Raw genomic sequence first — 26,159 nt, 5'->3', positions numbered from 1 at the left:
CAGACAGGTTCGGGCCTTCATGCGTGTTCTGGTCACCGGCGGTGCCGGCTTCATCGGGGCGAACTTCGTCCAGCAGACGGTGGCGGAGCGTCCGGACGCGACGGTGACGGTGCTGGACGCGTTGACGTACGCCGGGGACCGGTCGTCGTTGGACCCGGTGGCGCACCGGGTGAGCTTCGTGCAGGGGTCGATCACCGACGCGGAGCTCGTCGACGGCCTGGTCGCGGACGCGGACGTCGTCGTGCACTTCGCGGCGGAGTCGCACAACGACAACTCGCTGACGGACCCGTCGCCGTTCGTGCAGACGAACGTGGTGGGCACGTTCACGCTGCTGGAGGCCGTGCGCCGCCACGGCGTGCGGTACCACCACATCTCCACGGACGAGGTGTACGGGGATCTGCCGCTGGAGGGCGACGAGAAGTTCACCCCGGCCACGCCGTACAACCCGTCCAGCCCGTACTCGTCGACGAAGGCCGGCTCGGACCTGTTGGTGCGGGCGTGGGTGCGGTCGTTCGGCGTCGAGGCCACGATCTCGAACTGCTCGAACAACTACGGCCCGTACCAGCACGTGGAGAAGTTCATCCCGCGCCAGGTGACGAACCTCATCGACGGGATCCGCCCGCGGTTGTACGGGGCGGGGCTGAACGTGCGGGACTGGATCCACGTGGCCGATCACAACGCGGCGGTGTGGGCGATCATCGACCGAGGCCGGGTGGGGGAGACGTACCTCATCGGCGCTGACGGCGAGACGAGCAACCTCGAGGTGGTGCGCAGCCTGAACGAGCTGTTCGGGCGGGACGCGGACGACTTCGACCATGTCGCCGACCGGCCGGGGCACGACCTGCGCTACGCCATCGACGCCACCAAGCTGCGTGAGGAGCTGGGCTGGTCGCCGCGGTTCACCGACTTCCGTTCGGGCCTGGCCGCGACGGTCGACTGGTACCGGGCGAACGAGGGCTGGTGGCGCCCGGCGAAGGCCGCGGTGGAGGCGAAGTACGCCCGCACCGGCCAGTAGGCAGGGCGTTGCGCGGACCACGCGAGGCCGCAGGGCACTCCTGCGCTCGTTGATATCGTGGCGACGATATCAATGCGAGTCGGAGGCGCGCACCATGGAACAGGTACTGATCAGAAGCCTGCCCGACGGCACCAAAGCGAGCTTGCGCGCCCGCGCCGAGCGCAACCGCCGCTCCGTCGAGGCTGAGGCGCGCGCGATCCTCAGCGATGCCCTGAACGAGCGTCCCGTCACGCTCGTCGATCTGGTGGCGGATCCGCGACCAGAGGCGAACTTCGACTGGGAGCCCGAGGCCACGAGGATCGACGTCCGAGTGGTCGACTTCTGATGTACGTGCTCGACACGAACGTCATCTCCGCTGTCCGCGTGCCCGGGCGCGCACCGGCCGTCGAGGCATGGTTGCGCGCCGTCCCACTGGTCGACCTGTACACGACCGCGCTCAACCTCGCCGAGATCGAGCAGGGTGTCCGACGCAAGGAGCGCGACGACCAGTCGCAGGGAGCCGTCCTGCGGGAGTGGTTCGAGGGTCAGGTGCTGCCCGCCTTCACGGCCACGAACCGGGTGCTCCCCTTTGACATCCGCGCCGCCCGCATCTTCGGCCGCTACCCCGTACCCGAGGAGGCACCGGCCAACAACGTGCTCATCGCCGCGACGGCCGAGGCCCACGGCATGGTGATGGTGACCCGCAACGTCAAGCACTTCGAGCCTCTGGGCGTTCGGATGCTCAACCCCTGGGATCTGCCTCAGGAACGCAGCGACGCGAGGTAGTCCTGGACGGTGTCGTGGGTGGGCAGCAGGCCCTGGGCCTTCGCCTCGGTGAGGCTGGGGGCGGCGGTGTCCTTCTCGGACAGCTGCGCGACCAGGGGCGAGCCGTCGCGGGCGGTGGTGGGCCACTGGATGCCGACCTCGGGGTCCAGCGGCTGGATGCCGTGCTCGTGGCCGGGGTTGTAGCCCGCGGAGCACAGGTAGAGCACGGTCGAGTCGTCCTCCAGGGACATGAACGCGTGCCCGAGGCCTTCGCCGAGGTAGATGGCGCGGCGGTCGACGTCGTCGAGCAGTACGGAGTCCCATTGCCCGAAGGTGGGGGAGCCGACGCGGATGTCCACGACGACGTCGAGGACGGCGCCCTTGGGACAGGTGACGTACTTGGCCTGGCCGGGCGGGACGTCGGCGAAGTGGATGCCGCGCAGCACGCCGGCGGCGGACACCGACGCGTTGGCCTGCTGCAGGTCGAGCGGGTGGCCGACGGCGTCGGCGAACGGCCCGGCCTTGAACCATTCGAGGAAGACGCCGCGGGGGTCGCCGTGCTGCTTCGGGGTGATCTCGTAGGCGCCGGGGACGGTCAGCTCGCGGATCTGCACGGCGCGCTCCTTCGCAGTGTCGGCCCGGTGTCGGCCCGATGTCGACGACGGGCGGGCCCGTAGGATCCTACGGTGACCGAGACCACAGCGGCACCGTCCGCGACGCACGCAGGCCGACGGTGGCTGGTCGTCGGCGCCGCCGGGATGCTGGGCACCGACCTGATGGCCCGCCTCCGCGACGCGGGTGCGGACGTCGTCGGGCTGGGGCGTGCGGACCTGGACGTCACGGATTCCGACGCCACCGTGGCCGCGGTGCGCGGGTTCGACGTCGTGGTCAACTGCGCGGCATGGACGGCGGTCGACGACGCCGAGGCGCACGAGGGGGACGCGTTCCGCGTCAACGCGACCGGGGCGTCGAACCTGGCGCGGGCCGCGTACGCGGCGGGCGCCCGCCTGGTGCAGGTGTCGACGGACTACGTGTTCGACGGAGCCGCCACCGCCCCGTACGGCGAGGATGCGCCGCTGGCGCCCGTGTCGGCGTACGGGCGCACGAAGGCCGCGGGGGAGTGGGCCGTGCGTGCGCAGGCGCCGGACCACCTGATCGTGCGCACGGCGTGGCTGTACGGGGCGCACGGCGGCTGCTTCCCGAAGACGATGGCGCGCCTGGGCGCGGAGAAGGACCGCCTCGCGGTCGTGGACGACCAGGTCGGTCAGCCCACCTGGACGCGCGACCTGGCCGACCTGATCGTCCGGCTCGTCGAAGCCGATGCGCCCGCCGGGACGTACCACGGCACCGCCTCGGGCCGGACGTCGTGGTTCGGGTTCACCCGCCGCATCCTCGCCTCGGCGGGCCTGGCCACGCCGCTGGAGCCCACCACCAGTGACGCGTTCGTGCGCCCCGCCCCGCGGCCCGCCTACTCGGTGCTGGGCCACGACGCCCTGCACGCGGCCGGGGTCGCACCCATCGGCGACTGGGCGGAACGATGGGACGCCGCCGCGGCCGAGGTCCTCGCCTGAAAGTGCTCGGCTGAGCTACTGCTCGAGCAGGCCGAGCAGGTAGGTGCCGTAGCCGGACTTGGTGAGCTTCTCTGCGCGGGCGCGCAGCTCGTCGTCGGTCAGGAAGCCGCGCCGCCAGGCGACCTCTTCGGGTGCGCCGACCTTGAGCCCCTGGCGACGCTCGATCGTGCGGACGAAGTCGGAGGCCTCCAGCAGCGAGTCGAACGTGCCGGTGTCGAGCCACGCCGTGCCGCGCGGCAGCACCTCCACGTGCAGGTCGCCCCGCTCGAGGTAGGCACGGTTGACGTCGGTGATCTCGTACTCCCCGCGTGCTGAGGGCGCGAGGTCCTTCGCGATCTCGACGACGTCGTTGTCGTAGAAGTACAGGCCCGGCACGGCGTAGTTCGACTTCGGTTGTGCGGGCTTCTCCTCCAGCGACACGGCGCGACCGTCGGCGTCGAACTCGACCACCCCGTACGCCGTGGGGTCCGCGACCCGGTAGGCGAACACCGCGCCGCCGTCGATGGTCGTGTACTTCTGGAGCTGGTCTCCGAGCCCCTGTCCGTAGAAGATGTTGTCGCCCAGCACCAGGGCCGCGGAGTCGGTGCCGATGAACTCCTCGCCGAGCACGAACGCCTGCGCCAGCCCGTTCGGGACGTCCTGGACCGCGAAGCTGATCGAGATGCCGAACTGCGACCCGTCCCCGAGCAGCCGCCGGAACTGCTCGGCGTCGTGCGGAGTCGTGATGACCAGCACGTCGCGGATGCCCGCGAGCAGCAGCGTCGACAGCGGGTAGTAGATCATCGGCTTGTCGAAGACCGGTACCAGCTGCTTGCTCACCCCGAGGGTGATCGGGTGCAGCCGGGTGCCGCTGCCGCCCGCCAGGACGATTCCGCGCATCGTTGCCAGTCCCTCCGTCGGGTTCGGTCCCTACGAGTGTGCCGTGACCCGCGCATAGACGTCGGCGTACCGGCCCACGAGCCGCTCCCACGTGCGCTCGGCGGCGACACGGCGACCGGCGTCGACGAGCGCGGCGCGATGGGTGTCGTCGCCGAGCACGCGCGCGACGGCGTCGGCCCACGCGGTGGTGTCGTCGGGGTCGACGAGCACGCCGGCGGGCGGGCCGGAGTCCAGCGGCGAGAGCACCTCGGCGAGCGCGGGCAGATCGCTGGCGACGACGGGCCGCCCGAGGGCCATCGCCTCGACGGGCTTGAGCGGCGTGACGAGCCGCGTGACGCGGTCGGGACGGCGCGGCACCAGCACGACGTCGAGCGCGGCGAGGTAGGTGCGTGCGATGTCGCGCGGCACACGCCCGGGCAGCAGGGCGTGCTCGCCCAGCCCGAGCTCCGCGGCGAGGCGCAGCAGCCGCGGTCGGTCGACGCCGTCGCCCACGATCAGCGCGGACACGTCGACGCCGCGCGACCGCAGCATGGCGACGGTGCGCAGCACGGTGTCCAGGCCCTCGTACCCGACGACGCTGCTCACCGTGCCGACGACGAACGGCGCGGTGCGCAGGCCCAGCGCGGCGCGCGCCTCGGCGGCGGACGGCGCGGGGCCCAGCAGCGCGGCGTCGACGGCGTTGGGGACCACGGTGATGCGCTCGCGGGGCACCCCGCGGCCCACGAGCTCGTCCCGCATCGTGCCGCTGAGGGTGACGACGTGGTCGGCGGTGAGCGCGAGGTCGGTCTCGCGGGCCCGCAGGAGCGCGAACCGCTCCGACGCGGCGGCGCGCTCCCGCCCCTCGGGCGTCGGGTGCGACGCGGCCCACGTCTCCTCGGGCAGGCCGCGCACCTCGTAGACCCAGGGCAGGCCGGCCCGCGCGGCGGCGGTCCGGGCGGCGTCGCCGGTGGTCCACGGGGTGGTGGCGTGCACGACGGCGGGGCGCGCGTCGCCGAGCGCGCGGGCCAGGAGGCGGGCGCCGTCCGCGGCGCGGCGGCGGTGGTCCGCCGGCAGCGAGCGCGGCACCAGGCGCCGGTAGGTGACGCCGTCGACGACGTCCGCCCCGCGGGCGCCGAGCGCCCCGATCATCAGCGGGTAGCCCGCGCGGGTGGTGGCCGTGACGCGGTGCCCCGCGGCGCGCTGCGACGTGAGGATCGCGTGGGTGCGCAGGGTGTACCCGCTCTGCGTGTGCGGCAGCGAGTTCGTCAGGTGGTGGTGCACCGCGACGGGGACGTCGGAACCGGACCGAATTTCACCCGGTCCGGTTCGCGGCATTTTTTCACCCGCTCGCCCCGGGAAACCGTCCGCATCATGAGACGTTTCCGGGGGTCGTCGGTCGTCCAGCACGGCGACCTGACCCAGCAGCGACGCCCGGACCCGGCGCCCGGCGCGCGTCGCGGGGGCCGCCGCGCGCAGGGCCGCGACGTCGCCGGCCTGCCACGCGGCGCGCAGCCGTCCCGCCTCGCCGGACGTCCCGTCGCCCAGCGCGCGCTCCACCCACGGCACGACGACGGCGCTCACCCGTGCCGGGGTCCGCCGCGCCGCCTGCAGCACCAGCCACGCCGGGTCGGTGCGCAGCGCGCCGCCCACGAAGGACGCCGCGAAGCGGGCGTTGCGGGCCAGCTCGCGCACGCGCGTCATCGGGCCGCCACGTCGCCGCGCTCGGCCGCCGGGCCGGTGAGCTCGTGCAGCAGGTCGAGGTACCGCGCGGCGAGCGTGTCGTCGTCGGCGTTGCGGGCCACCCACTCCGCGGCGCGCGGGTCGGCGGCGGGCATGTCGCCGGAGGACGCCCAGGCCGACCAGAGCTCGGTGAGCGCGTCGACGTCGCCGGGCGGCACCACCGACCCCGCGCCGGAGCGCTGCACCAGCGCGGCGGCCTCGCCGGCCACGCACGCCGTGGCGTACGCCCCCGACGCCATCACCTCGTACAGCTTCGACGGCACGGTCCACTCCAGCGGCTTCCAGTTGCGCAGCGACACCACCACGGTGTCCGCCCAGGCGTAGTAGCGGCGGATCTCGTCGTGCGGCACGGCCCCGACGAACGTCACGGGGGCCTCGAGCTCCGCCACGAGCCCCTCGAGGAACGGCACGCGGGCGCCCGCCCCGACGATGCGGACGTCGAGCCGCAGACCGCGGCGTGCCACCTGTGCCGCGGCGCGCACCACCGACTGCAGGTCCTGGGCGCGCCCCACGGTGCCCGCGTACACGACCCGCAGCGGCCGGTCCGGCGGCGACCCGCCGTCGTCGGGCAGGCCCGCGGCGTCCTCGTCGGAGAGTGGCTGGAACGACGTGCCGTTGCGCACCACGGCGACGCGCCGCACGCCCCGCTCGAGCAGCACCTGGGCGAAGGTCTCGGTGGTCGTGACGACGGCGTCCGCCCGCGCCTGGAGCCGCGTCACCGCGCGGTGCACCAGGGCGCGCGCGCCCGCGAGCGCTCGGGAGGCGGCGGAGCGGCGCGCGTCCAGCACCCCGCTCGGCTCGATGAGGTCCGGCCAGGCGTCGCGCATCTCGATGACGAGCCGGGCGCGCAGCAGGCGCGCCAGCGCCCACGCGGCGAACATCGACGGGATGCCGGGCACGGTGCCGACCACCACGTCGGGGCGGACGGCGGGCCGGCGGAAATGTCGGAGGCCGAGGACGACGGCGCTCGAGGCCGCGACGGTCTGGTCCATCGTGCGCGAGAGCAGGTCGGCGGCGTGCGGGCGGAACCTCGTGCGGACCACGCGCTCGCCGTGCCGCCCCCGCGTGACGGCCCCGGGCCGGTGGTCGGCGGCGGCGTCCTGCAGCCGCCCGCTCGGGTAGTGCGGCGGCGGGGTCAGGACGGCGACGTCGACGCCCGCGTCCATGAGGCGTGGCGTCAGCGTGTCCCACCGCCGCTGCGGGGCGCCGTGCTCCGGCGGGTAGTGGTGCGTGACCAGCAGCACGCGGGAGCGTTTCGACGACGTCGTCGCCCCGGTGCCGTGCATGGTCGTGCCCTTCGTGTCGCTCGCGCTGCCCGCCGCCGTCCGGCGGGTGCCCGGCGAATGGTACGGCGGGAAGCCTCACGGGCGGAACACAGGATCTCCGCGAACGGGGCCGTAGGATCCCGCCCTGTGAGCCGAGCCAACGCCCCGTACCGCCACGCCCGCACCGAGGCACGACGCAGCCACCGCGTGCTGGCCGTCGTCGGGGTGCTCGTGCTGCTGCTGGCGGCCGCGGGCTTCGGCGCGGCCTGGTGGTTCCAGAACAGCCTGGACGACAACATCGAGCGCATCGGGGACCCGTTCGCGGATATCCCTGCCAGCAGCGCCCCCGAGGTCGAGGAGGAGACCGAGGCGGTCAACCTGCTCGTGCTGGGCTCCGACAGCCGGATCTCCGCCGGCGACCCGTCGCAGTGGAAGGCCGGCGCCCAGCGCACCGACGCGATCATGCTGGTGCACCTCCCGGCCAACCGGAAGAGCGCCCAGGTGGTCTCGATCCCGCGCGACTCCTGGGTGCCGATCCCCGGGCACGGAGAGGCCAAGATCAACGCCGCCTTCTCCTACGGCGGCCCGTCGCTGATGATCCAGACGGTGCAGGACCTCACCGGCGTGAAGATCGACCACTTCGTGGTCACCGACTTCGAGTCGTTCACGTCGATGACGGACGCGCTCGACGGCGTCCGCATCCGCGTGCCGGAGGACATCGGCGACGGCAAGCAGGTCTTCTTCTCCAAGGGCGTCCACATGATGTCCGGCGAGGAGGCGCTGAAGTACACGCGCCAGCGCCACGGCCTGAACAACGGCGACTTCGGCCGCGTGCAGCGCCAGCAGAACTGGATGCGCGCCATCCTCGCCAAGGTCAACAACAACCGGAACGACGTCGGCATGATGACGGAGTTCTTCACCACGGTGAGCGAGTCCGTGGCCGCCGACGACGGCTTCACGATCGACCGGATGCGCAACCTCTACATGAGCGCGCGCGGGCTGAGCACCAACGACGTCGACTTCATGACCGCGCCGTACTCCGGCACCGGGCGCAGCGACGACGGGCAGTCGATCGTCGTCCTCGACCGCGAGCGGTTCGACCCGCTGATGAAGGCGATCGCGAAGGACGAGGCGGGCAGCTACGTCGAGGACCACACCGACGACCTCGAGGTGCTCCCGGCCACCGTCAAGTAGCCGGTGGAGCTCCGCCGCACCACGGCTGACGGGCGGCCCGCCGCGGGCGCCCTGGCGGTGCTCGCGACGCTCGCCGTCGTGCTGACGGTCGCCGTCGCGCTCCTTCGGCCCGACGGCGGCGCACCAGCCCCGGCCGGCGCGACGTCGTCGCACCTCGCGTCCCCGGCGGCCTCCGCCGTCCCGACGTCTGGCCCGACGCCCAGCCCGACGCCGTCAGCCGCGCCGTCGTGCTCGTGGGGCGGGCGCCTGGACCGGCCGGACCGCACCGTGCGCACCGAGTACGCCGTGACGGGCTGGTTCGTGCTCACGACGCCCGACCGCTGCGCGACGCGCGCCACGGTCCAGGGCGCGCACGCGATCGGGGCCGACACGCTCCTGACGTTCGGCGCGGAGCTCGCCCCGGCCTCGCCCGCCGACCTGCGCCCCGGCGGGGACGACGAGCGGTTCGCGGGGTTCACGGTCGACGGCGGGGACGGTTACGACCACGCCGTGGCGCGCACGGGCGGGGGCACCGTCCGGCACGTCTACACCTATGCGGCCAAGGCGACGTTCGACGACGCCGCGCTGTTCTGCCCCGGCCACGACGGGCGGTCGACGACGGCGCACGGCACGTACACCTGGTGGCTGCTGCCGGTGGAGGGCGGGTACAGCGACTGCGACTCGCCGAGCCGCACGTACGACCTCGTCGTCGCGCACGCCGCGTCGCAGGCGGACGCCGACGCGCTGCTCGTCGCCGACGCCGAGCGGTTCGGGATGACGGTGTTCCTCGGCCTGCCGAAGCCCGCCCCCGACCCGGCGACCCCGTACGTCGCCGACGACTCGTACACCCAGACCCTGGGCGGCTTCACGTCCCGCGTCCTCGCGGGCTGGGACGCGCGGTACGGGTCACGCGACGCGTTCGCCGGGGTCTACCAGTCGCTCGAGACGGCGGTCTTCACCGACGAGGCCTCGTGGGCTCCGAACCTGCGGGTGTACGAGCTGCAGCACCGCATCGTCGGGTTCCGCCTGCCCCGCGACAAGCAGCGGGTCGTGGTCAGCCCGTACGCGGACCTGCGTCGCGACGGCGGCACCCCGGTCGCGGCCGTGCGGCCCGCCCTGCAGCGGATCGCGGACACCGCGGGCGGCGTCCGCATGGTGCTCGCCCCGCAGGACGGCGGGGGCACCGGCCGGGTGGGCGTCTTCGGGCCCGGCGACCGCGACCGGACGGTGCGGGCGGACCTGCACGCCGTCGTCGGGGACACGACGTACGGCGAGGCGTACGCGGGCTCGACGGCGACGCTCTACGCGGAGGCGGCGAAGGTGCGCGGCGCGACCCTGTGGGCGAACGTCGAGGCGTTCCGGCCGCCGGGCGAGGTCGGCGACCGGGCCCCGAGCGACCTCGCCACCCTCGACCGGCAGGTGGCGCTGGCGCGCCCGCACGTCGAGAAGCTCATCGGCTACCGGTGGGACGACTACCTCGACGCCTCCGGCCTCGCCGCCGACATCGCCGCGCGCGGCTGACCCGACTCAGCCCCGAACAGCGCTGTGGGCGGGCGTCTGGCCCTGTTCGCGACGCGAAACAGGGCCAGACGCCCGCCCACAAGAAGGAGGGACGTCAGGCGGCGGTGTCGACGGCGACGCGGCCGTCGGCGAACGTCATGCCCTGCACGACGGTGCCGGGGTAGCGGGCGGCGAGCAACCGCTGCACGTCCAGGGCGATGCGGGCGTCGGGGCGGATCTGGACGGACCCGGCCGGCAGGCCCTTCGAGGACAGGACCGACTCGATGCGGTTCTTGGCGAGCCCCAGCAGCTTGTGCGCGGGCAGGCCGCCTGCGCTCGCGTCGACGGACAGCACGGCGACGCCGCCCTCGAAGCCCTCGACCCGCAGCCGCGAGCGGACCGCGGGCACGAGGCGGGTGGCGAGCTTGAGCGGGCCGGGCAGGTTCTTCACCGCCCGGGCGTCGGCGACGACTTCGAGCTCGTCGCCGGCACCGCCGACGGACGTGACGAAGCGGGGCAGGGTCCGGCCTCCCAGGAGGCCGAGCTCGTTCAGGGTCTCCGCAAGGGACATCTCGGTGCGCACGGCGCATACCGTACTGGACTGCGCGGCAGGCGTGGGCCGCGTCACTCCCCGGGCGAGGAATAGAACGATTCGATAACCTGTTGCCACGGTCGACGACACCCCGAGGAGAAGGAGATCCGTGGCCCCCGCCAGCGACGAACCAGCCGGGGAGCTCGACCGATGAGCGCCACCTTCTCCTCCCTGAAGTACACGAACTACCGCATCTGGTTCGCGGCAGCCCTCGTCGCCAACGTCGGCACGTGGATGCAGCGCATCGCCCAGGACTGGATCGTCCTCACCGACCTCAGCGACGACTCCGGCATCGCCGTGGGTCTCACCACCGCCCTCCAGTTCGTGCCCTTCCTCGTGCTGTCCCCCTGGGCGGGCGTGCTCGCCGACCGGCTGCCGCGCCGTCGTCTCCTCATGGCCACCCAGGGCGGGATGGGCGTGCTCGCCCTCGCCCTCGGAGTCCTCGTCCTGTCCGGGCGGGCGGAGCTGTGGCACGTCTACGTCTTCGCGCTCCTGCTCGGCGTCGTGTCCGCGCTGGACAACCCCGCGCGCCAGACCTTCGTCGCCGACATGGTGCCGGCCTCCAAGCTGCCCAACGCCGTCGGGCTGAACAGCGCGTCGTTCAACGCGGCGCGCCTCATCGGGCCCGGCGTCGCGGGCCTGCTCATCGCCGCCGTCGGCGCCGGCTGGGTGTTCATGATCAACGGCGTCACCTTCGGCGCGACGATCGCCGCGCTGGCCCTCATGCGGGTGCGCGAGCTGCGCCCGCAGCCGGCGGCGCCGCGCGCCAAGGGGCAGATCCGCGAGGGCGTGCGCTACGTGCGCGAGCGGTCCGACATCGTCGTGATCATGGTCGTGATGTTCGTCGTCTCGACGTTCGGCCTGAACTTCCAGCTCACGTCCGCGCTCATGGCGCGGGTCGAGTTCGGGCGCGGCGCGAGCGAGTACGGCATCCTCGGCTCGGTGCTGGCGATCGGCTCGCTCGCCGGGGCGCTGCTCGCCGCCCGCCGGGACCGCCCGCGGGTACGCCTCGTGATCGGGTCGGCGTTCGCCTTCGCGGCCTCGACGGCGGTGCTGGGCCTCATGCCGACCTACTCGTCGTTCGTGCTGGCGTGCATCCCGGTCGGGCTGGCGTCGCTCACGATGATGACGGCGGCCAACAGCGCGCTGCAGGTCTCGACCGACCCGGTGATGCGCGGCCGCGTCATGGCGCTCTACGTGATGATCTTCCAGGGCGCGACGCCGATCGGGTCGCCCATCGTCGGCTGGATCGGCGAGGCCTGGGGCCCGCGCTGGTCGATCCTCGTGGGCTCGATCGCCACGTTCCTCGTCGCCGCCGGCGCGACCGTCTGGGCGGTGCGGCGCTGGCACCTGCGGGTGCGCTACCGGGTGCTGTCCCGCCCCCACCTCGAGGTCGTCTACCTCGACCGCGAGGTGCTGGAGGGCGTCACCACGCGCGACGGCGTGCGGCGCGAGCTGAGCCGCGCCGACGCCGAACGGGTGCCGACGACGGCCTGACGGCGTCGGGCCCGACGGAGAGAGCCGGACGCCGTCAGGCCGGGCTCAGTGCCGGTGCGCGGCGGGCTCCCGCCGCGACGCGCGACGCGCCTGCGGGGTGATCCCGTCCCGGCGTCGGCGCATCCGCGCCTCGAACTCCTGCTGGTCGCGCATCTCCTCCTCGTTCGGCCACATCAGGACGACGAAGATGAGCGCGACGGTGAGCGCCGCGATCCCGAGGATGAGCGGGCCGAGCAGGTCGATGGCGGTGGTGCCGCTCGTGGGCACCCCCGGCGACCCGGTGATGGTCAGCGCGGCCATGCCGGTGTAGTGCATGCCGCTGACGGCGACGCCCATGATGAGGGCCGCGCCCAGCGTCGCGGCGCGTCCGCGCACGTTCACGCTGAGCCAGAGGGCCGCCGTCGCCGCGACGATCGCGATGAGGACGGACAAGCCCACCACGGGCAGCGAGAACTCCATGTGGCCGGTCATGCGCATGGCGGCGATGCCCATGTAGTGCATCGCGGCGACGCCGAGCCCGGCGACGATGCCGCCGGAGACCAGCCACAGCGGACGGTCGCCCGCGAAGCCGACGAGGAACAGCCCGAGCGCGACGACGACCACGGCCACGAGGGCGCTGAGGATCGTCTGCGGCACGTCATAGTTGATGGGCATGTCGGTGACCGTGAAGCCGAGCATGGCGATGAAGTGCATCACCCACACCCCGGTGCCGCCGATGGCGACGGAGGCCACCAGCAGCCAGGCCGCGCGGGTCTTCGTGTCGGTCGCCGCGCGGGCACGCGACGTGGCCGACAGGCCGGTGGCGGCCCCGAGGCACGACGCCACGTACGCGAGCAGCGGGGTGATCAGCCCGTAGGTGAAATGGTGCATCTCCGGCATGCGGGGCCTCCCGGCAACTTCGCCCGTCTGTGACGAGGCGGCACGTTATCAGCCCGTGACCTAGCGGGTGAAAAGTGCCCGCTGATCTGGGACGACACGAGGCGTTTCCGGGAGGGTCCGTCGCCGGACGGGTCAGCCGAGGTGCGCCACCACGTGGTCGACGCACGCGGTGAGGGCCCGCACGTCGTCGGGCTCGACGGCCGGGAAGACGCCCACGCGCAGCTGGTTGCGGCCGAGCTTGCGGTACGGGAAGACGTCGACGACGCCGTTCTCGCGCAGGACGCGGACGACGGCGTCGGCGTCGATCGCGTCGTCCAGGTCGATCGTCGCCACGACGGTGGACCGTTCGGCGGGGTCGGCGACGAACGGCGTCGCCCAGTCGCGCGCGTCCGCCCAGTCGTAGAGCACGCCGGCGGACTCCGCGGTGCGCGCGCTCGACCAGGCGAGGCCGCCCTGCTCCAGGAGCCACTCGACCTGGTCGGCGAGCAGCACCAGCGTGCTGACGGCCGGCGTGTTCAGCGTCTGGTCGAGGCGGGAGTTGGCCAGCGCCGTCGTGAGGGACAGGAACTCCGGCACCCAGCGGCCGGTGGCGGTCCCGGCAGTCGCCTCGACGCGCTCCGCCCGCTCCACCGCGGCGGGGGAGCAGACGGCGAGCCACAGGCCGCCGTCGGCCGCGAAGACCTTCTGCGGGCCGAAGTAGTAGACGTCGGTGTCCGCGACGTCGACGGGCAGCGCGCCCGCGCCCGACGTCGCGTCCACGAGCAGCAGCGCCCCGTCGCGGCGGGTCTCCGGCACCTGGCGCACCGGCGCCATGGCGCCCGTCGAGGTCTCGTTGTGCGGCGTCGCGTACACGTCGACGCCGTCGACCGGCGTGAGGTACGCCACGGTTCCGGGGTCGGCCGTCACGACGTCCGGGTCGGCGAGGAACGGCGCGCGCGTCGTCGCCGCGGCGAACTTCCCGCCGAACTCCCCGAACACGGCGTGCTGCGCGCGGCGCTCGACGAGGCACGCGGCGGCGATCTCCCAGAACGCCGACGAGCCGCCGTTCCCGAGGGCCACCTCGTACCCGTCGGGCAGGGCGAACAGCTGGCCGAGGCCCGCGCGCACCCGCCGGACCAGGTCCTTCACGGCGGGCTGCCGGTGCGACGTCCCCAGCACCGGGGACGCCGGGTCCCCCGCCGCGGCCAGCGCGGCGACCTGGGCGGGCCGCACCTTGGAGGGTCCGGAGCCGAACCGGCCGTCGACCGGCAGGAGCGACGCGGGGATGACCACGGTCGGGTGGCTCGAACGGCTCGGGTGGCTCGACGCAGCGGGCATGGTGTCTCCGGTTCCGGGGCGGGGGCGCGGTCGTCGGTGGGGCAGGGCAGGATGTCTCGCCGGGAGCGCGCACGACGGCGCCGCGCGACCCCGCCTGCGCCCACGCGTGCGAATAGACTAGGCCGCGCCGAACGACGGGAGTGGACGTGACCGACCTGATCGACACCACCGAGATGTACCTCAAGACGATCTACGAGCTCGGTGAGGAGGGCATCCCGCCGCTCCGCGCCCGCATCGCGGAGCGCCTGGGGCACTCCGGGCCGACGGTGTCGCAGACGGTGGCGCGCATGGAGCGCGACGGCCTCGTCGTCGTGACGGGCGACCGGCACCTGGAGCTCACCGAGGCCGGGCAGGCCAAGGCGACCCGCGTGATGCGCAAGCACCGCCTCGCCGAGCGGCTCCTCACCGACGTCATCAAGCTCGACTGGGAGCACGTGCACACCGAGGCGTGCCGCTGGGAGCACGTGATGAGCGACCTCGTCGAGAAGCGGCTCGTCACCCTGCTCGACCACCCGCACGCCGACCCGTACGGCAACCCGATCCCGGGGCTGTCGGAGCTGGGGGAGCAGTACCAGGACGTGCCGTTCCTCGAGGGCGTCCAGTCCCTGCCGGGCGTGCTGGAGGCGCGCCGGGCGAAGGGCCTGGCCGACGGCGACGGCGTCGAGCTGGTGCTCCAGCGGATCGCCGAGCCGCTCCAGGTGGACATCGAGCTCCTGGCCCGGCTGGCCGAGTCCGGCCTCGTGCCGGGCGCGGAGATCACCGCGCGGACCGTCGGCGACGACGTCGCGGTGGAGGTCGAGGGGTCCGGAATCGTGCTCGACCTGCCCGAGGAGCTGGCCAGGCACCTGTTCGTCGCGGGCCGCTGACCTGCGGACCGGCACCTGCGCCGGGCCGGCACGCCACATCGTGACCGCAGCGTGACATCGCCCGGGGTTGTCCGGTACGGTCGGGGCGCTCGCCGGAGTTCATCCTGCGGGCGCTCGACCGGACGCCGAATCCTGCCACCGGCCGAGCTCCACGGACATCCGCACGGCAGGAGCGGGGGACCCACTTCGGGCGTCGGTGACGACGTCCTCGGGGTGAAGCCGGACGGACCCGGTCACGGGAACGGACGGCCGGGTGTTTCTCCCACCCGAACCCGACAGCTGACCTCGCAGGCGACAGGAGAGGTAGACACGTGAGCGCACGCACGAACCACGGCCGGCACCGCGCCGCCCGTCGTCCGATCGCCCTCGCCCCGTCCGGCACCGCCGGCCGCCGTGTGGCCGTGGCCGCCGCCGCCGGTGGCCTCCTGGTCTCGACCTTCGCCAGCGCGGGTGCCGCGCAGGCCGCCCCGGTCGACACCGACGCCGCCAAGAAGCTCAGCACCGTCGACCTCGGCGCGCTGACCGACCAGGCCCGCCAGGCCCTCGAGGCCGCCCCGGTCGTCACCGTCGACGCCAAGGCCAAGGTCGACGTCGAGACGGTCACCAAGAAGATCGCGGCCAAGGCCGAGATCACGCCGGCGCCCGAGCCGGAGCCCGCGGTCGAGGAGGTCGTCGCCGACACGGCCGACGACGCGACGCGCTCCACGGAGTCGGCGTCCCGCTCCGAGGAGCGCGAGGCCGTCGCGGCCCCCGCGTCCGCGAACGGCTCCTCGATCGTCTCCATCGCGATGCGCTACGTGGGCGTCCCGTACGTCTCCGGCGGCAGCAGCCCGTCCGGCTTCGACTGCTCCGGCCTCACCCAGTACGTGTACGCGCAGGTGGGCATCAGCCTGCCGCGCACCTCGTCCGCGCAGCGCAACGCCGGCACCGTCGTCTCGGCCTCCGAGGCACAGCCGGGCGACCTCATCTGGACCCCGGGCCACGTCGCGATCTACGCCGGCGGCGGGATGCAGATCGACGCCCCGAAGCCGGGCGACGTCGTGAAGTACCGGTCGATCTGGCAGTCGAACCCCACCTTCATCCGCGTCGGCTGAGTCCGTCCGACACGTCACACCAGGCCCCGCCGTGCGCTCCGCACGGCGGGGCCTGGTCGTTCGTGGGTAACCGGTTCGACCTGGGCGAACGCGCCGTCGCGGGCGTCGTCCACAGGCGCTGTGATCGAAACGTGACATCGCCTCGCGCGTCCGCTACGGTGTCAACCACTCGGCGGGTGATCCGCCGGGTCTCGACCGGAACGCCGAGCCCTGCAGCCGGTCGGGGACCTTGACCGCACGCAGGGGCGGGGGACCCAATTTCGGGCGCCGAACCATGGCGTCCTTGGGGTGAAGTCGCACGGACCTGGTCCGTGAGGCCGGGTGTTTCTCCCACCCGAACCCGACAGCTGACCTCGTAGGCGACAGGAGAGGGAACACGTGAACGCACGTACCACGCGCGCCCGGCACCGTGCCGCGCGCCGTCCGCTCGGCGGGCTGGTCCAGAGCGTCGGCTCGTCGGTGACCGGTCGTCGGGCCGTCGTCGCCGCCGCTGCCGGCGGCCTGCTCGTCTCGACCTTCGCCAGCGCCAGTGCCGCGCAGGCGGCCCCGGTCGACGCCGAGTCGGCGAAGAAGCTCAGCACCGTCGACCTGGGCGCCCTGAGCGACCAGGCCCGCGAGGCCCTCGAGGCGGCTCCGGTCGTCACGGTCGAGGCCAAGGCGAAGGTCGACATCGAGACCATCAGCAAGAAGGCGATCGCCAAGTCGGAGATCACCCCGGCCCCCGAGCCCGAGCCGGAGCCGGAGCCCGTCGTCGAGGAGGAGAGCACCGAGCGCTCCACCGAGACCGCTTCGCGCTCCGCCGAGCGCACCGAGGCGCCGGCGGCCGAGACGTCGTCCAACTCGTCGCTCGGTCAGCAGGCCGTCTCGATCGCGATGCGCTACATCGGCACGCCCTACGTCGTCGGCGGCGCCAGCCCGTCCGGCTTCGACTGCTCCGGCCTCACGTCCTACGTCTACGGCCAGCTCGGCATCGACCTGCCCCGTACCTCGTCGGACCAGCGTTACGCGGGCACGCAGATCCCGTTCTCGGAGCTGCAGCCGGGTGACCTCATCTGGAGCCCGGGCCACATCGGCATCTACGCGGGCGACGGGATGGTCGTCGAGGCCTCCCGCCCGATCGGTTGGGAGACCGGCTACCACAAGATGTGGCAGTCGTCGTCGGAGGCCGTCGCGCTGCGGGTCTTCTGATCCCGGCGGCCGCCCGGCCGTGATCCACCGTCGCCGACCCCCGTGCTCCCGAGCCCGGGGGTCGACGCGTCTGGCGCCTGCTTTGCTGCGCCTTGCGCCATCCTTTCGCTAGGCTTGAACCAGACGCCCTCGAGGACGAGGGCGGGCTCCTCGCCAGCGGACAGGAGGCGCGAGATGACACGGCCTGAGGTCGTCCTGGTAGGTGTCGACGGGTCTGCAGCCAGCCTGCACGCCCTCGACTGGGCCGCCGCGTACGCGCGGCGTGTGGGGTGGGGGCTGCACGTCGTGTGTTCCTACTCGTTGCCGTCGTTCACGGCCGCGTCCCTCGACGGCGGGTACGCCGCGCTGGACGACACCGCGATCCAGGAGGGCGCCAAGGCGGTCCTCGCCGAGGCGGAGGAACGCGTCGCCGCCAGCGGCGTCCCGGTGACGGGGACCGTCGCGACAGGTGACGCCGCCGGCGTGCTGGTGGAGATGTCGCGGGAGCATGCGCTCGCCGTCGTGGGTACCCGCGGCAAGGGCGGGTTCACCGAGCGGCTGCTCGGCACCGTCTCGTCCGCGCTGCCCGCGCACGCGCACTGCCCGACGGTGGTCGTGCCGTACCGCGGCGGCGAGGGCGGCACGGGCGACGCGGAACGGCGGGACGGCGACGCCGTGCACGAGGTGCGCCGCATCGTCGTGGGGGTCGACGGGTCGCCGTCGGCCGAGGTCGCGCTGAAGCACGCCGTCGCGCAGGCGAAGGCCTGGCACGCCGAGCTCGTCGCCGTCGCCGGCGTGCCGCTCGGCGGCGGGGCGGGGATCCTGGCGTGGCTGCCGTCGCAGATCGATCACGAGACCGTCCTGGCCGACGTCAAGGCCGGCCTGGACGTCACCGTCGACCGCGCCCAGGCCGCGAACCCGGGCGTGACGATCAAGCGGCACGTGCTCGACGGCACCGGGGCCGAGCTGCTCACCGAGTTCTCCACCGGGGCGGACCTCATCGTCGTCGGCTCCCGCGGCCGCGGCGGCTTCCGTGGCCTGCTGCTCGGGTCCACCAGCCAGGCGGTGCTCCACCACTCCGCCTGCCCGGTGCTGGTCGTGACCCGCAAGTGCGACGAGGAGCTCGACCAGGACGGCACGGACTCCGCCTCCGCCGCCTGACGCTGTGAGCGCGAGTTCGGGGACTATTCGTGACCGAATAGTCCCCGAAATCGCGCTCACAACACCCAGGTTGCTGTCGGCCTGTGGAAAACGGTCGCAGCTGGACGCAGGAACGGCAGGCTCGCGGCATGCCACGACCTGCACCCATGATCGACACCCGGATTCCCGCGAATACTTTCGCCGTCTCCACCGCGCTTGCCGCCGGGGTCACCGCCGAACACCTCCGCACCTCGGCGTTCGAGGCACCGTTCCGGGGCGTCCGTGCCGCGAGCGGAACCGTCGAGTCCTTGTACGACCGATGCCGTGCGCTGAGCACGGTGCTGGACGACGGGGTCGTTTTCGGTGACGTGACCGCGTTGCGTCTGATGGAGGTCGAGGTGCCGTGGACGCGAGAGGACGACGACAGGCTGCACGTCGTCACGCTGCGGCCCCAGGACCGGCCCCGTCGACAGCGAGACGGCGTCATCGCGCACTGGTCGCGACAGCCGGTCCTCGGAACGACGACGGTGGGCGAGCTGGTCGTCACCTCACCCGAGCAGACGTTCGTCCACGTCGCCGTCCGGCTTCGCCCTCCGGACGACGTCGTCGTGCTCGGTGACGCGATGATGCGTCGTCAGTCGATGCTGACCACGCCGGCAAAGCTCGCCGACGCGGCTGAGCGCACGTACAAGGTCAAGGGGATCGTGCAGGTCCGAGAGCAGATCGAGCGGATGAGACCGGGGACGGACTCGTCGCCCGAGACCCGCGTGCGTCTCGCGATCGTCGACGCGAACCTTCCGAGTCCGCAGGTGAACCGGGTCGTGCGCGCGCCCGACGGCGAATACGTGAAGCGGGTGGACCTGGTGTACCCAGACCTCCAGATCGCCATCGAGTACGACGGAGACCAACACCGGACCGACCGTGCACAGTGGCGCGAGGACGTCAGGGCACGGCGCCGGCTCGAGGAACTCGGCTGGATCGTGATCGTCGTGGTCGGTGACGACCTCCGCGACCTACAGGCGTTGGTGTCCCGTGTTCGGGCGGCAGCGCGCGCGAGGTCCCGAGGCTTGTTGTGAGCGCGGTTTCGGGGGCTATTCGCCCACGAATAGTCCCCGAAATCGCGCTCACAACGGGAGGGCGGGTCAGTGGCGGGTGCGGTACAGGCGCATGGTGACGGGGCCGAGGACGCCGGTGAGGACGACGGCGGCGACGAGCACCCAGACGATCTCGCCGCCGTCCGGCTGCCCGGCCATCAGGCCGCGCACGGCGGTGACGAGGTGCGTCACGGGGTTGATCTCGACGAACCGTTGGAGCGCGGCGGGCATCGTCGACGGGTCGACGAAGATGTTCGACGCGAACGTCAGCGGCATCAGCACCATCATCGACACGCCCATGACGGCGTTGGGCGTGCGCAGCAGCAGGCCCAGGATGGTGAAGATCCAGCTCAGCGAGAAGGCGAACACCAGGAGCAGGAGCACGCCGAGCACCACGCCGACCACCCCGCCCTCGGGGCGGAACCCGAGGATCAGGCCCAGCCCGATCGTCATGACCGACGCGATGGTGTAGCGCACGGTGTCGCCGAGCAGGGCGCCGACGATGGGCGCCGGACGCCAGATCGGCAGCGAGCGGAACCGGTCGAAGACGCCCTTGGTGATGTCCGTGTTGAGCGTGTAGCCGGTGTACACGGTGACGATGACGATGGTCTGCACCAGGATGCCGGGGAGCAGGAACTGGATGTACGCGGACGTCGATCCCGCGAGCGCACCCCCGAACAGGTACGTGAACATGAGGGTGAAGATCACGGGGGACACGAGCACGTCGAACAGCTGCTCCGGGACGTGCTTGATCTTCAGCAGCGCCCGCCACCCGAACGTGAGGGTCATGGCGAGCGCCGACGGGCGAGCGGGCCGCTCGGTGAGCGCCACGGCCTCGCGCAGCGTGGTGGTGGTGATCTCGGCGGACGCGGTCATCGGGACACCTCCTGGGTCTCGGCGGGCTCGGCCTCGTCGTCGGCCGGCAGCGGCTTGCCCGTGATCGTCAGGAACACCTCGTCGAGGCTCGGCTGGCCGAGCGTGAACTCCGGGACGGCGATGCCGGCCTCGCCCAGCGCGGGGAGCAGCTGGGCCACGGCGTCCGCGCCGTCGTCGGGCACGCGGGCCGCGAGGGCGTACGGGTCGGTGGGCAGCGTGGGCTCGGTGCCCAGCACCTTCTCGACGACGCTCGCCGCGGCAGATCGCTGGCCGGCGTCGGCCAGGCGCAGCGACACCGCGCCCTGCCCCACGGAGCGCTTGAGCTCGGTGGAGGTGCCCTCGGCGATGACGGTGCCGTGGTCGATGACGGCGATACGGTCGGCGAGCTGGTCGGCCTCCTCGAGGTACTGGGTGGTGAGCAGCACGGTGGCGCCGTCGGCGACGAGCACGCGGACGATGTCCCACACCTGGTTGCGGCTGCGCGGGTCGAGCCCGGTGGTGGGCTCGTCCAGGAACAGCACGCGAGGGGCGAGCACGAGCGAGGCGGCGAGGTCGATGCGGCGCCGCATGCCGCCCGAGTACGTCTTGACCTGCCGGGGGCCGGCGTCCGACAGGCTGAACGCCTCGAGCAGCCCCTCGACGCGCCGCCGTGCCGCCGCCCCGGTGAACCCGTACAGGCGGGCCAGCATGAGCAGGCTCTCGGTGCCGGTCAGGTCCTCGTCGACGGACGCGTACTGGCCGGTGAGCCCGACGGCGGAGCGGACGGCGTCGGCCTCGGCCACGACGTCGTGCCCGAGCACGCGGGCGCTGCCCGCGTCGGGGCGCAGGAGCGTGGCGAGCATGCGCACGACGGTGGTCTTGCCGGCGCCGTTGGGCCCGAGCAGCCCGAAGACGCTGCCGGTCGGGATCTGCAGGTCGACGCCGTCCACGGCCTTGGTGACCTGCTTGCGGGTGGTGAAGTGCTTGACGAGCCCGCGGGCGTCGACGGCGAGGCCGTCGCGCGGAGGGTCGGTGTCTGACGCGGACATGTGATCTCCCGGATGTCGGTGATGTGCGTCACGCACCAGGCTAGGACGGTCCGCCGACGCCGAACTCATCGCGGGAGACGCCCGCCCGCAGCGGTCAGGGTTCGGGGAACGTCGGGGTGATCGGGTCGAGGCGCGGCGCGGGGGAGGGGCGCGGCTCGTCGAAGGTCTCGACCGCGACGGTCTCGGGCTCGAGCAGACGGGCGACGGCGTCGTCGAGGTTGGTGCGGATCGCGGCGACGAGGCCGTCGGCGTCGCGGGCCTCGAACCGCTCGACCAGCTCGACGTGCGACTCGGCGGCGTCCTTGCGGACGGCGTAGTCCTCGCTGAGCGTAAAGCTCGCGATCCGGACCTCGACGATGAGCGTGGTCATCCAGCGCAGCAGCCAGGGGTTGCCGCTGGCGGCGACGAGCGACCAGTGGACGTTGAGGTCGGCGTCGCCCACGCGGCGGGCGTCCTCGCTCCGTTCGGCCTCGACGAGGAGGTCGTGGGCGGCGCGGACGGCCGCGACCTGGGCGGGGGTGGCGCGCTCGACGGCGAGCGGCGCGGCCGACGTCTCGATCGTCGTCCGCGCCTCGTACAGCGCGCGCACCCGGTCGGCACCGATGCGGACCACGCTCAGACCGCGGCCGGGCACCGAGCGCAGCAGGCCCTCCTGCACGAGGCGCTGTGCGGCCTCGCGGAAGGGTCCGCGGCTGACGCCGAGCTGGCTCGACATCTCGACCTCGCGGATCGGTGATCCCACCGGCAGGGCGCCCGAGTAGACGGCGTTGCGCAGCTCGACGGCGATGAGGTCGACCGTCGAGGGCCGGGTCACCGGCGACAGGAACGGCGCGCTGCCGACGGGGGCCGGCGACGATGGGGTCATGTGCTCTCCTTCCGGGCGGTCGGGGGCCGTCCGACCGCCACATATCATCCCGCGTCGCGACCTCCGGCCAGATCGTGACCCTCTTGTGACCATGGCATGACCGCGGCTGAGGCCATCCCGTGGCGGTCGTTCTCCCCGACGGAACCGCGCTGACCTGCGACGACGTCGAACGGGTGCGTCGAAGCGGCGCGCCCTCGATGATTGTAGACAATCCGACATGTGGATACATAGATTGTCGTAGCGTCGGCATCACGGCTACGGTGTCGCACCGTCCAGACCAACGGCTCGGCGTGGACTCCCGCCGGGCGACGAAGGGAGACACCGTGTCGTCCACCAGGACCACGAAGCGCCGCCGGGCGTTCCTCGCAGCCGGTTCCGTGCTCACCATGACCGCGCTGGCCGCCTGCTCGAGCGTCGACGACGGCGGATCGGGGGACGGCGCAGGCTCGACGCTCCAGAAGATCCAGGACGCCGGTGCCGTCAACGTCGCCTTCAACGGCGAGAAGCCGTACAGCTACAAGGACGGCGACGAGCTCACCGGCGCGACGATCGCCCTCGACAAGGAGATCTTCGGCGCGCTCGGCGTCGACGAGGTCGAGGGCACCCAGACGGAGTGGAACTCGCTCATCCCGGGTCTCAACGCCGACCGCTACGACACCGTCTCGGCGGGCATGTCGATCCTCCCGGACCGCTGCAAGGCGGCGGAGTTCGCCGAGCCCACCATCATGTACACCACGGCATTCCTGGTGCCGGAGGGCAACCCCGACAACCTCACCGACTGGCAGTCGGTGGAGGACTCCGGCCTCACCATCGCCGTGACGAGCGGCGCGATCGAGGACGGCTACGCCAAGGACACGGGCGTCAAGACGATCACGGTGGGCGACTCGACCGACGGCCTCAACGCCGTCGTGACGGGCCGCGCGGACGCGTTCGCGCTGACGGGCATCTCGATCCGCGCCCTCGCGGACAGCACCGACGAGCCGGTGGAGGCCACGGACGCGTTCGTCGCCACGATCGACGGCGTGGCGCAGATCGGCGCCGGTGCCGAGGTCTTCCGCAAGGGCGACACCGAGCTGTTGGACGCCTACAACGAGGAGCTCACCAAGATCACGGGTGACAAGGAGAAGTGGCTCGAGATCATGGAGCCCTTCGGCTTCACCGAGGCGGAGTTCCCCCCGGAGGGGCTGACGGCCGAGATGCTCTGCGAGGGTGACCTCGCGGCTATCCAGGACGAGCTGGGGCTGGATTCCTGACCGCATGTCAGACGATCTCCAGGCACTGATCGACCGGCTCCCGACCCTCGGCGACGCGGTCCTCGTTACTCTCGAGATGACTCTCGGCGGCGCCGTCCTCGCGATGGTCGTCGCGCTGGTGCTCGGCTTCGGCGCGCGCACCCGCACCTTGTGGGTGCGCGGGCCGTCCCGCGTCGTCATCGAGTTCTTCCGCGGCACGTCGCTGGTGGTCCAGATCTTCTGGCTCTTCTTCGTCCTGCCGCAGCTCGGCTTCAAGATGGAGGCGCTGGCGGTCGCCATCGTGGCACTCGGGCTCAACTACGGCGCCTACGCCGCCGAGGTGGTGCGCGGCTCGATCGAGTCGGTCCCGACCAGCCAGTGGGAGGCCGCGACGGCCCTCAACCTCGGCTGGTTCCACAAGGTGCGCCGCGTGATCTTCCCGCAGGCGTGGGCGCTGATGATCCCGCAGCTCGCCAACCTGCTGATCCAGCTGCTCAAGGGCTCGGCGCTGGCGTTCTTCATCACCCTGCACGACCTGTTCTGGTGGATCGACGAGCTCCAGCGGGACACGCGCGACACGTTCTTCAGCTACGGGATCGGTCTCATCATCTACTTCGTGATCGCCTACGTCCTCACCTGGGGCATGAACTGGCTCGAGGAGCGTGCCAAGCGCCGGCTCGGTCGGGGGACGCGGCCGCGCCTGCGTGACGTCTTCGGCCTCAAGCCGGGCGTCCCGTCGGAGATCGCCCGCGTGAAGGGGGGTGTGGCATGAACTTCACCTGGGACTGGGAGATCGCCTGGGACGTGCTGCCCGACCTGCTGCGCGGCCTCGTCATCACCATCGAGGCGACGGTCGTGGGCATGGTCATCGCCGCGATCCTCGGGCTGCTCATCGCCCTGGCGATGCGTGCGCCGACCCGGTGGGTCCGCGGACCGCTGCGCCTGGTCGTGGACTTCATCCGGATGACGCCGCTGCTGGTGCAGCTCGTCTTCGCCTGGCTGCTGCTGGTCGACGTCCCGCCGCTCGTCATCGGGTTCGGCGTGCTCGGCGTGCACTACGCCACGTACATGTCCGAGGTGTACCGGGCGGGCATCGAGGCGGTGCCGCGCGGCCAGTGGGAGGCCGCCACCGCGCTGAACCTGCCCAAGGGGCGCACCTGGCGCGCCGTCGTCCTCCCGCAGGCGATCCGGAACACGCTGCCCGGTCTGGGCAACTACGCGGTCTCCATGTTCAAGGAGACGCCGTACCTCTTCGCCATCACGGTCGTGGAGATGTACCAGGCCGCCCAGCAGTACGGCGCCCTCACGTACTCGTACGTCGAGCCGATCACGATGGTGGGCCTGCTCTTCCTCATCGTGAGCTACCCGGCAGCGTTGCTCGTCCGCCGGATGGAGACGCGCCTTGCCTGACCCGACGACCTCCCCTGGGAGCCAGAACATGACCAACGCCTCGAACGGCACCCCCGCCATCGAGTTCAAGGACGTCGTCAAGCGCTTCGGCGACAACGTCGTGCTGGACAAGCTGAACTTCAGCGTCGCGAAGGGCGACCGCGTGACGCTAATCGGCCCGTCAGGATCGGGCAAGACGACGATCCTGCGCCTGCTGATGACCCTCGAGGAGGCGAACGGCGGGCTCATCCTCATCGACGGCGACCCCTACACGCACGAGTACAAGGGCGACAAGTGGGTCGACGTCCCGGAGAAGCGCCGCCGTGAGGTGCGCAAGCGCGTGGGGATGGTCTTCCAGCAGTTCAACCTGTTCCCCAACATGACCGTGCTGGAGAACATCATCGAGGCGCCGATCCACGTGCTCGGCAAGAGCAAGGCCGAGGCCGTCCAGCGGGCGGAGGAGCTGCTCGAGCAGGTCGGCATGACCGAGAAGCGGGACTTCAAGACCAACCAGCTCTCGGGCGGTCAGCAGCAGCGCGTCGCCATCGCGCGGGCCCTCGCCATGGACCCGGAGATCCTGCTGCTCGACGAGGTGACCTCGGCGCTCGACCCGGAGATCGTGGCCGACGTGCTCGGCGTGCTCCGCGAGATCGCCCGCACCACGGACATCACGATGCTGCTCGTGACCCACGAGATGCAGTTCGCCCGCGACGTCTCCAACCGCGTGCTGATGTTCGACCACGGGAAGATCATCGAGGAGGCCGACCCCGAGACGATGTTCACCAACCCCAAGCACGAGCGCACCCAGGAGTTCCTCAAGGCCGTGCTCGGGGGCTGACCCTCGGTCGACCCGGTCGAGGCGCTCGGTCCGGGGTGCCGAACAGGCGGTTGCTCTCGTTGTGACGCGTCACGTCGTGTCAGAACGAGAGCAACCGCCTGTTCGGCGTGTCGGGGTTCGGCCGAGGCGGGCTCAGGACGCCGGGGTCGGCGCCGGCGTGGCGGCGTCGTCCTGTGCGGCGCCGGACGTCGACCCGGTGCCCTGCTCGGTGTCGGAGGCTGAGCCGTCGGTGCCGGTCCCGGCGTCGCTGCCCGACGTCTCGGTCCCGTCGTCGGTGCCCTCCGTGCCCTCGGTCGGCTCGTCGGTCGGGGTGTCGGTCTCCGTGCCCTCGGTCGGCTCGTCGGTCGGGGTGTCGGTCTCCGTGCCCTCGGTCGGCTCGTCGGTCGGGGTGTCGGTCTCCGTGCCCTCGGTCGGGTCGT

26 protein-coding genes, 1 pseudogene and 2 riboswitches are annotated in these 26,159 nt (G+C 72.4%); of the genes and pseudogenes, 16 read left to right on the top strand and 11 right to left on the bottom strand.

What is annotated here, in order from left to right; genetic code table 11:
* The first annotated feature begins 19 nt into the window (after positions 1–19).
* The 3 genes from rfbB to ABZ493_RS18970 all read left to right on the top strand — a co-directional run bounded on the left by rfbB (position 20) and on the right by ABZ493_RS18970 (position 1,780).
* Positions 20–1,015 (top strand): dTDP-glucose 4,6-dehydratase, encoded by a 996-nt coding sequence (gene rfbB, locus ABZ493_RS18980; RefSeq protein WP_430583684.1) that lies wholly within the window; start codon positions 20–22, stop codon positions 1,013–1,015.
* Between the two features lie 94 nt (positions 1,016–1,109).
* Complete coding sequence (locus ABZ493_RS18975) at positions 1,110–1,340, top strand: Arc family DNA-binding protein (RefSeq protein ID WP_430583683.1); 231 nt, start codon at positions 1,110–1,112, stop codon at positions 1,338–1,340.
* Complete coding sequence (locus tag ABZ493_RS18970) at positions 1,340–1,780, top strand: type II toxin-antitoxin system VapC family toxin (protein ID WP_430583682.1); 441 nt, start codon at positions 1,340–1,342, stop codon at positions 1,778–1,780. The genes ABZ493_RS18975 and ABZ493_RS18970 overlap by 1 nt, the downstream gene beginning before the upstream one ends.
* Here ABZ493_RS18970 and rfbC read toward each other — a convergent pair.
* Positions 1,756–2,373 (bottom strand): dTDP-4-dehydrorhamnose 3,5-epimerase, encoded by a 618-nt coding sequence (rfbC, locus tag ABZ493_RS18965; protein ID WP_430583681.1) that lies wholly within the window; start codon positions 2,371–2,373, stop codon positions 1,756–1,758. The two genes, ABZ493_RS18970 and rfbC, sit on opposite strands and share 25 nt — an antisense overlap.
* A gap of 72 nt (positions 2,374–2,445) precedes the next feature.
* Here rfbC and rfbD point away from each other — a divergent pair, with 72 nt between their 5' ends.
* On the top strand, positions 2,446–3,330 hold the full coding sequence (rfbD, locus tag ABZ493_RS18960) for a dTDP-4-dehydrorhamnose reductase (protein ID WP_430583680.1): 885 nt from the start codon (positions 2,446–2,448) through the stop codon (positions 3,328–3,330).
* A 15-nt stretch (positions 3,331–3,345) separates the two neighbouring features.
* Here the strand turns inward: rfbD and rfbA are convergent, their stop codons facing one another.
* The 3 genes from rfbA to ABZ493_RS18945 are packed head-to-tail and all read right to left on the bottom strand — an operon-like array spanning position 3,346 to position 7,214.
* On the bottom strand, positions 3,346–4,209 hold the full coding sequence (gene rfbA / locus ABZ493_RS18955) for a glucose-1-phosphate thymidylyltransferase RfbA (RefSeq protein WP_430583679.1): 864 nt from the start codon (positions 4,207–4,209) through the stop codon (positions 3,346–3,348).
* Positions 4,210–4,239: 30 nt separating this feature from the next.
* Positions 4,240–5,889: a glycosyltransferase gene (locus ABZ493_RS18950; protein WP_430583678.1), complete on the bottom strand. Its 1,650-nt coding sequence runs from the start codon at positions 5,887–5,889 to the stop codon at positions 4,240–4,242.
* On the bottom strand, positions 5,886–7,214 hold the full coding sequence (locus tag ABZ493_RS18945) for a glycosyltransferase family 4 protein (RefSeq protein WP_430583677.1): 1,329 nt from the start codon (positions 7,212–7,214) through the stop codon (positions 5,886–5,888). Before ABZ493_RS18945 ends, ABZ493_RS18950 begins: the two co-directional genes overlap by 4 nt.
* A gap of 126 nt (positions 7,215–7,340) precedes the next feature.
* Between ABZ493_RS18945 and ABZ493_RS18940 the strand changes: the two genes are divergently transcribed.
* Together ABZ493_RS18940 and ABZ493_RS18935 are read left to right on the top strand one after the other, a co-directional pair.
* Complete coding sequence (locus tag ABZ493_RS18940; RefSeq protein WP_430583676.1) at positions 7,341–8,387, top strand: LCP family protein; 1,047 nt, start codon at positions 7,341–7,343, stop codon at positions 8,385–8,387.
* 3 nt (positions 8,388–8,390) lie between these two features.
* Positions 8,391–9,887, top strand: a complete 1,497-nt coding sequence (locus ABZ493_RS18935) for a DUF4434 domain-containing protein (protein ID WP_430583675.1) — start codon at positions 8,391–8,393, stop codon at positions 9,885–9,887.
* Between the two features lie 94 nt (positions 9,888–9,981).
* Here the strand turns inward: ABZ493_RS18935 and ABZ493_RS18930 are convergent, their stop codons facing one another.
* On the bottom strand, positions 9,982–10,449 hold the full coding sequence (locus tag ABZ493_RS18930) for a hypothetical protein (protein ID WP_430583674.1): 468 nt from the start codon (positions 10,447–10,449) through the stop codon (positions 9,982–9,984).
* Positions 10,450–10,608: 159 nt separating this feature from the next.
* Here ABZ493_RS18930 and ABZ493_RS18925 point away from each other — a divergent pair, with 159 nt between their 5' ends.
* Complete coding sequence (locus tag ABZ493_RS18925; protein ID WP_430583673.1) at positions 10,609–11,955, top strand: MFS transporter; 1,347 nt, start codon at positions 10,609–10,611, stop codon at positions 11,953–11,955.
* Positions 11,956–12,000: 45 nt separating this feature from the next.
* On the opposite strand, the gene ABZ493_RS18920 is transcribed toward ABZ493_RS18925, so the two are convergent.
* Positions 12,001–12,825, bottom strand: coding sequence for an MHYT domain-containing protein (locus ABZ493_RS18920; protein ID WP_430583672.1), 825 nt, complete (start codon positions 12,823–12,825; stop codon positions 12,001–12,003).
* A gap of 141 nt (positions 12,826–12,966) precedes the next feature.
* Complete coding sequence (gene serC / locus ABZ493_RS18915) at positions 12,967–14,151, bottom strand: phosphoserine transaminase (RefSeq protein ID WP_430583671.1); 1,185 nt, start codon at positions 14,149–14,151, stop codon at positions 12,967–12,969.
* Positions 14,152–14,297: 146 nt separating this feature from the next.
* Between serC and ABZ493_RS18910 the strand changes: the two genes are divergently transcribed.
* The 5 genes from ABZ493_RS18910 (at position 14,298) to ABZ493_RS18890 (ending at position 19,494) form a co-directional block, all read left to right on the top strand.
* Positions 14,298–15,017 (top strand): metal-dependent transcriptional regulator, encoded by a 720-nt coding sequence (locus ABZ493_RS18910; RefSeq protein WP_430583670.1) that lies wholly within the window; start codon positions 14,298–14,300, stop codon positions 15,015–15,017.
* A 113-nt stretch (positions 15,018–15,130) separates the two neighbouring features.
* Positions 15,131–15,325, top strand: a riboswitch (cyclic di-AMP (ydaO/yuaA leader).
* Positions 15,326–15,328: 3 nt separating this feature from the next.
* On the top strand, positions 15,329–16,111 hold the full coding sequence (locus ABZ493_RS18905; RefSeq protein WP_430583669.1) for a C40 family peptidase: 783 nt from the start codon (positions 15,329–15,331) through the stop codon (positions 16,109–16,111).
* A 191-nt stretch (positions 16,112–16,302) separates the two neighbouring features.
* Positions 16,303–16,489: riboswitch (cyclic di-AMP (ydaO/yuaA leader) on the top strand.
* The gene (locus tag ABZ493_RS18900) at positions 16,490–17,299 is read left to right on the top strand and encodes a C40 family peptidase (RefSeq protein WP_430583668.1); all 810 of its coding nucleotides are present in this window, start codon (positions 16,490–16,492) and stop codon (positions 17,297–17,299) included.
* 174 nt (positions 17,300–17,473) lie between these two features.
* Entirely contained in the window at positions 17,474–18,439 is a 966-nt protein-coding gene (locus tag ABZ493_RS18895; RefSeq protein ID WP_430583667.1) for a universal stress protein, read from the top strand.
* A gap of 146 nt (positions 18,440–18,585) precedes the next feature.
* On the top strand, positions 18,586–19,494 hold the full coding sequence (locus ABZ493_RS18890) for a hypothetical protein (protein WP_430583666.1): 909 nt from the start codon (positions 18,586–18,588) through the stop codon (positions 19,492–19,494).
* 66 nt (positions 19,495–19,560) lie between these two features.
* Here the strand turns inward: ABZ493_RS18890 and ABZ493_RS18885 are convergent, their stop codons facing one another.
* From ABZ493_RS18885 to ABZ493_RS18875, 3 genes are all read right to left on the bottom strand, one after another.
* The gene (locus ABZ493_RS18885) at positions 19,561–20,388 is read right to left on the bottom strand and encodes an ABC transporter permease (RefSeq protein WP_430583665.1); all 828 of its coding nucleotides are present in this window, start codon (positions 20,386–20,388) and stop codon (positions 19,561–19,563) included.
* Positions 20,385–21,416 carry an ATP-binding cassette domain-containing protein gene (locus tag ABZ493_RS18880; protein WP_430583664.1) on the bottom strand — a complete coding sequence of 344 codons (1,032 nt, stop codon included), beginning with the start codon at positions 21,414–21,416 and terminating at the stop codon, positions 20,385–20,387. Before ABZ493_RS18880 ends, ABZ493_RS18885 begins: the two co-directional genes overlap by 4 nt.
* A 94-nt stretch (positions 21,417–21,510) precedes the next feature.
* Positions 21,511–22,281 (bottom strand): GntR family transcriptional regulator, encoded by a 771-nt coding sequence (locus tag ABZ493_RS18875; RefSeq protein WP_430583663.1) that lies wholly within the window; start codon positions 22,279–22,281, stop codon positions 21,511–21,513.
* 323 nt (positions 22,282–22,604) lie between these two features.
* Between ABZ493_RS18875 and ABZ493_RS18870 the strand changes: the two genes are divergently transcribed.
* From ABZ493_RS18870 to ehuA, 4 genes are read left to right on the top strand one after another with little or no spacing between them, the layout of a single operon-like run.
* Complete coding sequence (locus ABZ493_RS18870) at positions 22,605–23,534, top strand: transporter substrate-binding domain-containing protein (protein WP_430583662.1); 930 nt, start codon at positions 22,605–22,607, stop codon at positions 23,532–23,534.
* Positions 23,535–23,538: 4 nt separating this feature from the next.
* Positions 23,539–24,285: an ectoine/hydroxyectoine ABC transporter permease subunit EhuC gene (gene ehuC, locus ABZ493_RS18865; RefSeq protein WP_430583661.1), complete on the top strand. Its 747-nt coding sequence runs from the start codon at positions 23,539–23,541 to the stop codon at positions 24,283–24,285.
* Positions 24,282–24,923 carry an ectoine/hydroxyectoine ABC transporter permease subunit EhuD gene (ehuD, locus tag ABZ493_RS18860; protein ID WP_430583660.1) on the top strand — a complete coding sequence of 214 codons (642 nt, stop codon included), beginning with the start codon at positions 24,282–24,284 and terminating at the stop codon, positions 24,921–24,923. The genes ehuC and ehuD overlap by 4 nt, the downstream gene beginning before the upstream one ends.
* Before the next feature lie 28 nt (positions 24,924–24,951).
* Positions 24,952–25,740 carry an ectoine/hydroxyectoine ABC transporter ATP-binding protein EhuA gene (ehuA, locus tag ABZ493_RS18855; protein ID WP_430583659.1) on the top strand — a complete coding sequence of 263 codons (789 nt, stop codon included), beginning with the start codon at positions 24,952–24,954 and terminating at the stop codon, positions 25,738–25,740.
* Positions 25,741–25,872: 132 nt separating this feature from the next.
* On the opposite strand, the pseudogene ABZ493_RS18850 reads toward ehuA, so the two are convergent.
* Positions 25,873–26,159, bottom strand: a pseudogene (locus ABZ493_RS18850) (hypothetical protein); the annotation flags it as partial.

The sequence above is a fragment of the Isoptericola sp. NPDC019482 genome, assembly GCF_040632295.1.
Classification (GTDB): Bacteria; Actinomycetota; Actinomycetes; order Actinomycetales; family Cellulomonadaceae; genus Isoptericola.
This window is presented reverse-complemented; position numbering and strand designations above follow the sequence as displayed.

What these genes read in the sequence shown, in the direction of transcription:
- ABZ493_RS18880 (WP_430583664.1), bottom strand. Translation starts at nt 21,416, where the DNA reads ATGTCCGCGTCAGACACCGACCCTCCGCGCGACGGCCTCGCCGTCGAC.
- ehuC (WP_430583661.1), top strand. Translation starts at nt 23,539, where the DNA reads ATGTCAGACGATCTCCAGGCACTGATCGACCGGCTCCCGACCCTCGGC.
- serC (WP_430583671.1), bottom strand. Translation starts at nt 14,151, where the DNA reads ATGCCCGCTGCGTCGAGCCACCCGAGCCGTTCGAGCCACCCGACCGTG.
- rfbB (WP_430583684.1), top strand. Translation starts at nt 20, where the DNA reads ATGCGTGTTCTGGTCACCGGCGGTGCCGGCTTCATCGGGGCGAACTTC.
- ABZ493_RS18875 (WP_430583663.1), bottom strand. Translation starts at nt 22,281, where the DNA reads ATGACCCCATCGTCGCCGGCCCCCGTCGGCAGCGCGCCGTTCCTGTCG.
- ABZ493_RS18925 (WP_430583673.1), top strand. Translation starts at nt 10,609, where the DNA reads ATGAGCGCCACCTTCTCCTCCCTGAAGTACACGAACTACCGCATCTGG.
- ABZ493_RS18970 (WP_430583682.1), top strand. Translation starts at nt 1,340, where the DNA reads ATGTACGTGCTCGACACGAACGTCATCTCCGCTGTCCGCGTGCCCGGG.
- ABZ493_RS18890 (WP_430583666.1), top strand. Translation starts at nt 18,586, where the DNA reads ATGATCGACACCCGGATTCCCGCGAATACTTTCGCCGTCTCCACCGCG.
- ABZ493_RS18950 (WP_430583678.1), bottom strand. Translation starts at nt 5,889, where the DNA reads ATGACGCGCGTGCGCGAGCTGGCCCGCAACGCCCGCTTCGCGGCGTCC.
- ABZ493_RS18945 (WP_430583677.1), bottom strand. Translation starts at nt 7,214, where the DNA reads ATGCACGGCACCGGGGCGACGACGTCGTCGAAACGCTCCCGCGTGCTG.
- rfbA (WP_430583679.1), bottom strand. Translation starts at nt 4,209, where the DNA reads ATGCGCGGAATCGTCCTGGCGGGCGGCAGCGGCACCCGGCTGCACCCG.
- ehuA (WP_430583659.1), top strand. Translation starts at nt 24,952, where the DNA reads ATGACCAACGCCTCGAACGGCACCCCCGCCATCGAGTTCAAGGACGTC.
- ABZ493_RS18975 (WP_430583683.1), top strand. Translation starts at nt 1,110, where the DNA reads ATGGAACAGGTACTGATCAGAAGCCTGCCCGACGGCACCAAAGCGAGC.
- ABZ493_RS18895 (WP_430583667.1), top strand. Translation starts at nt 17,474, where the DNA reads ATGACACGGCCTGAGGTCGTCCTGGTAGGTGTCGACGGGTCTGCAGCC.
- ABZ493_RS18885 (WP_430583665.1), bottom strand. Translation starts at nt 20,388, where the DNA reads ATGACCGCGTCCGCCGAGATCACCACCACCACGCTGCGCGAGGCCGTG.
- ehuD (WP_430583660.1), top strand. Translation starts at nt 24,282, where the DNA reads ATGAACTTCACCTGGGACTGGGAGATCGCCTGGGACGTGCTGCCCGAC.
- ABZ493_RS18920 (WP_430583672.1), bottom strand. Translation starts at nt 12,825, where the DNA reads ATGCACCATTTCACCTACGGGCTGATCACCCCGCTGCTCGCGTACGTG.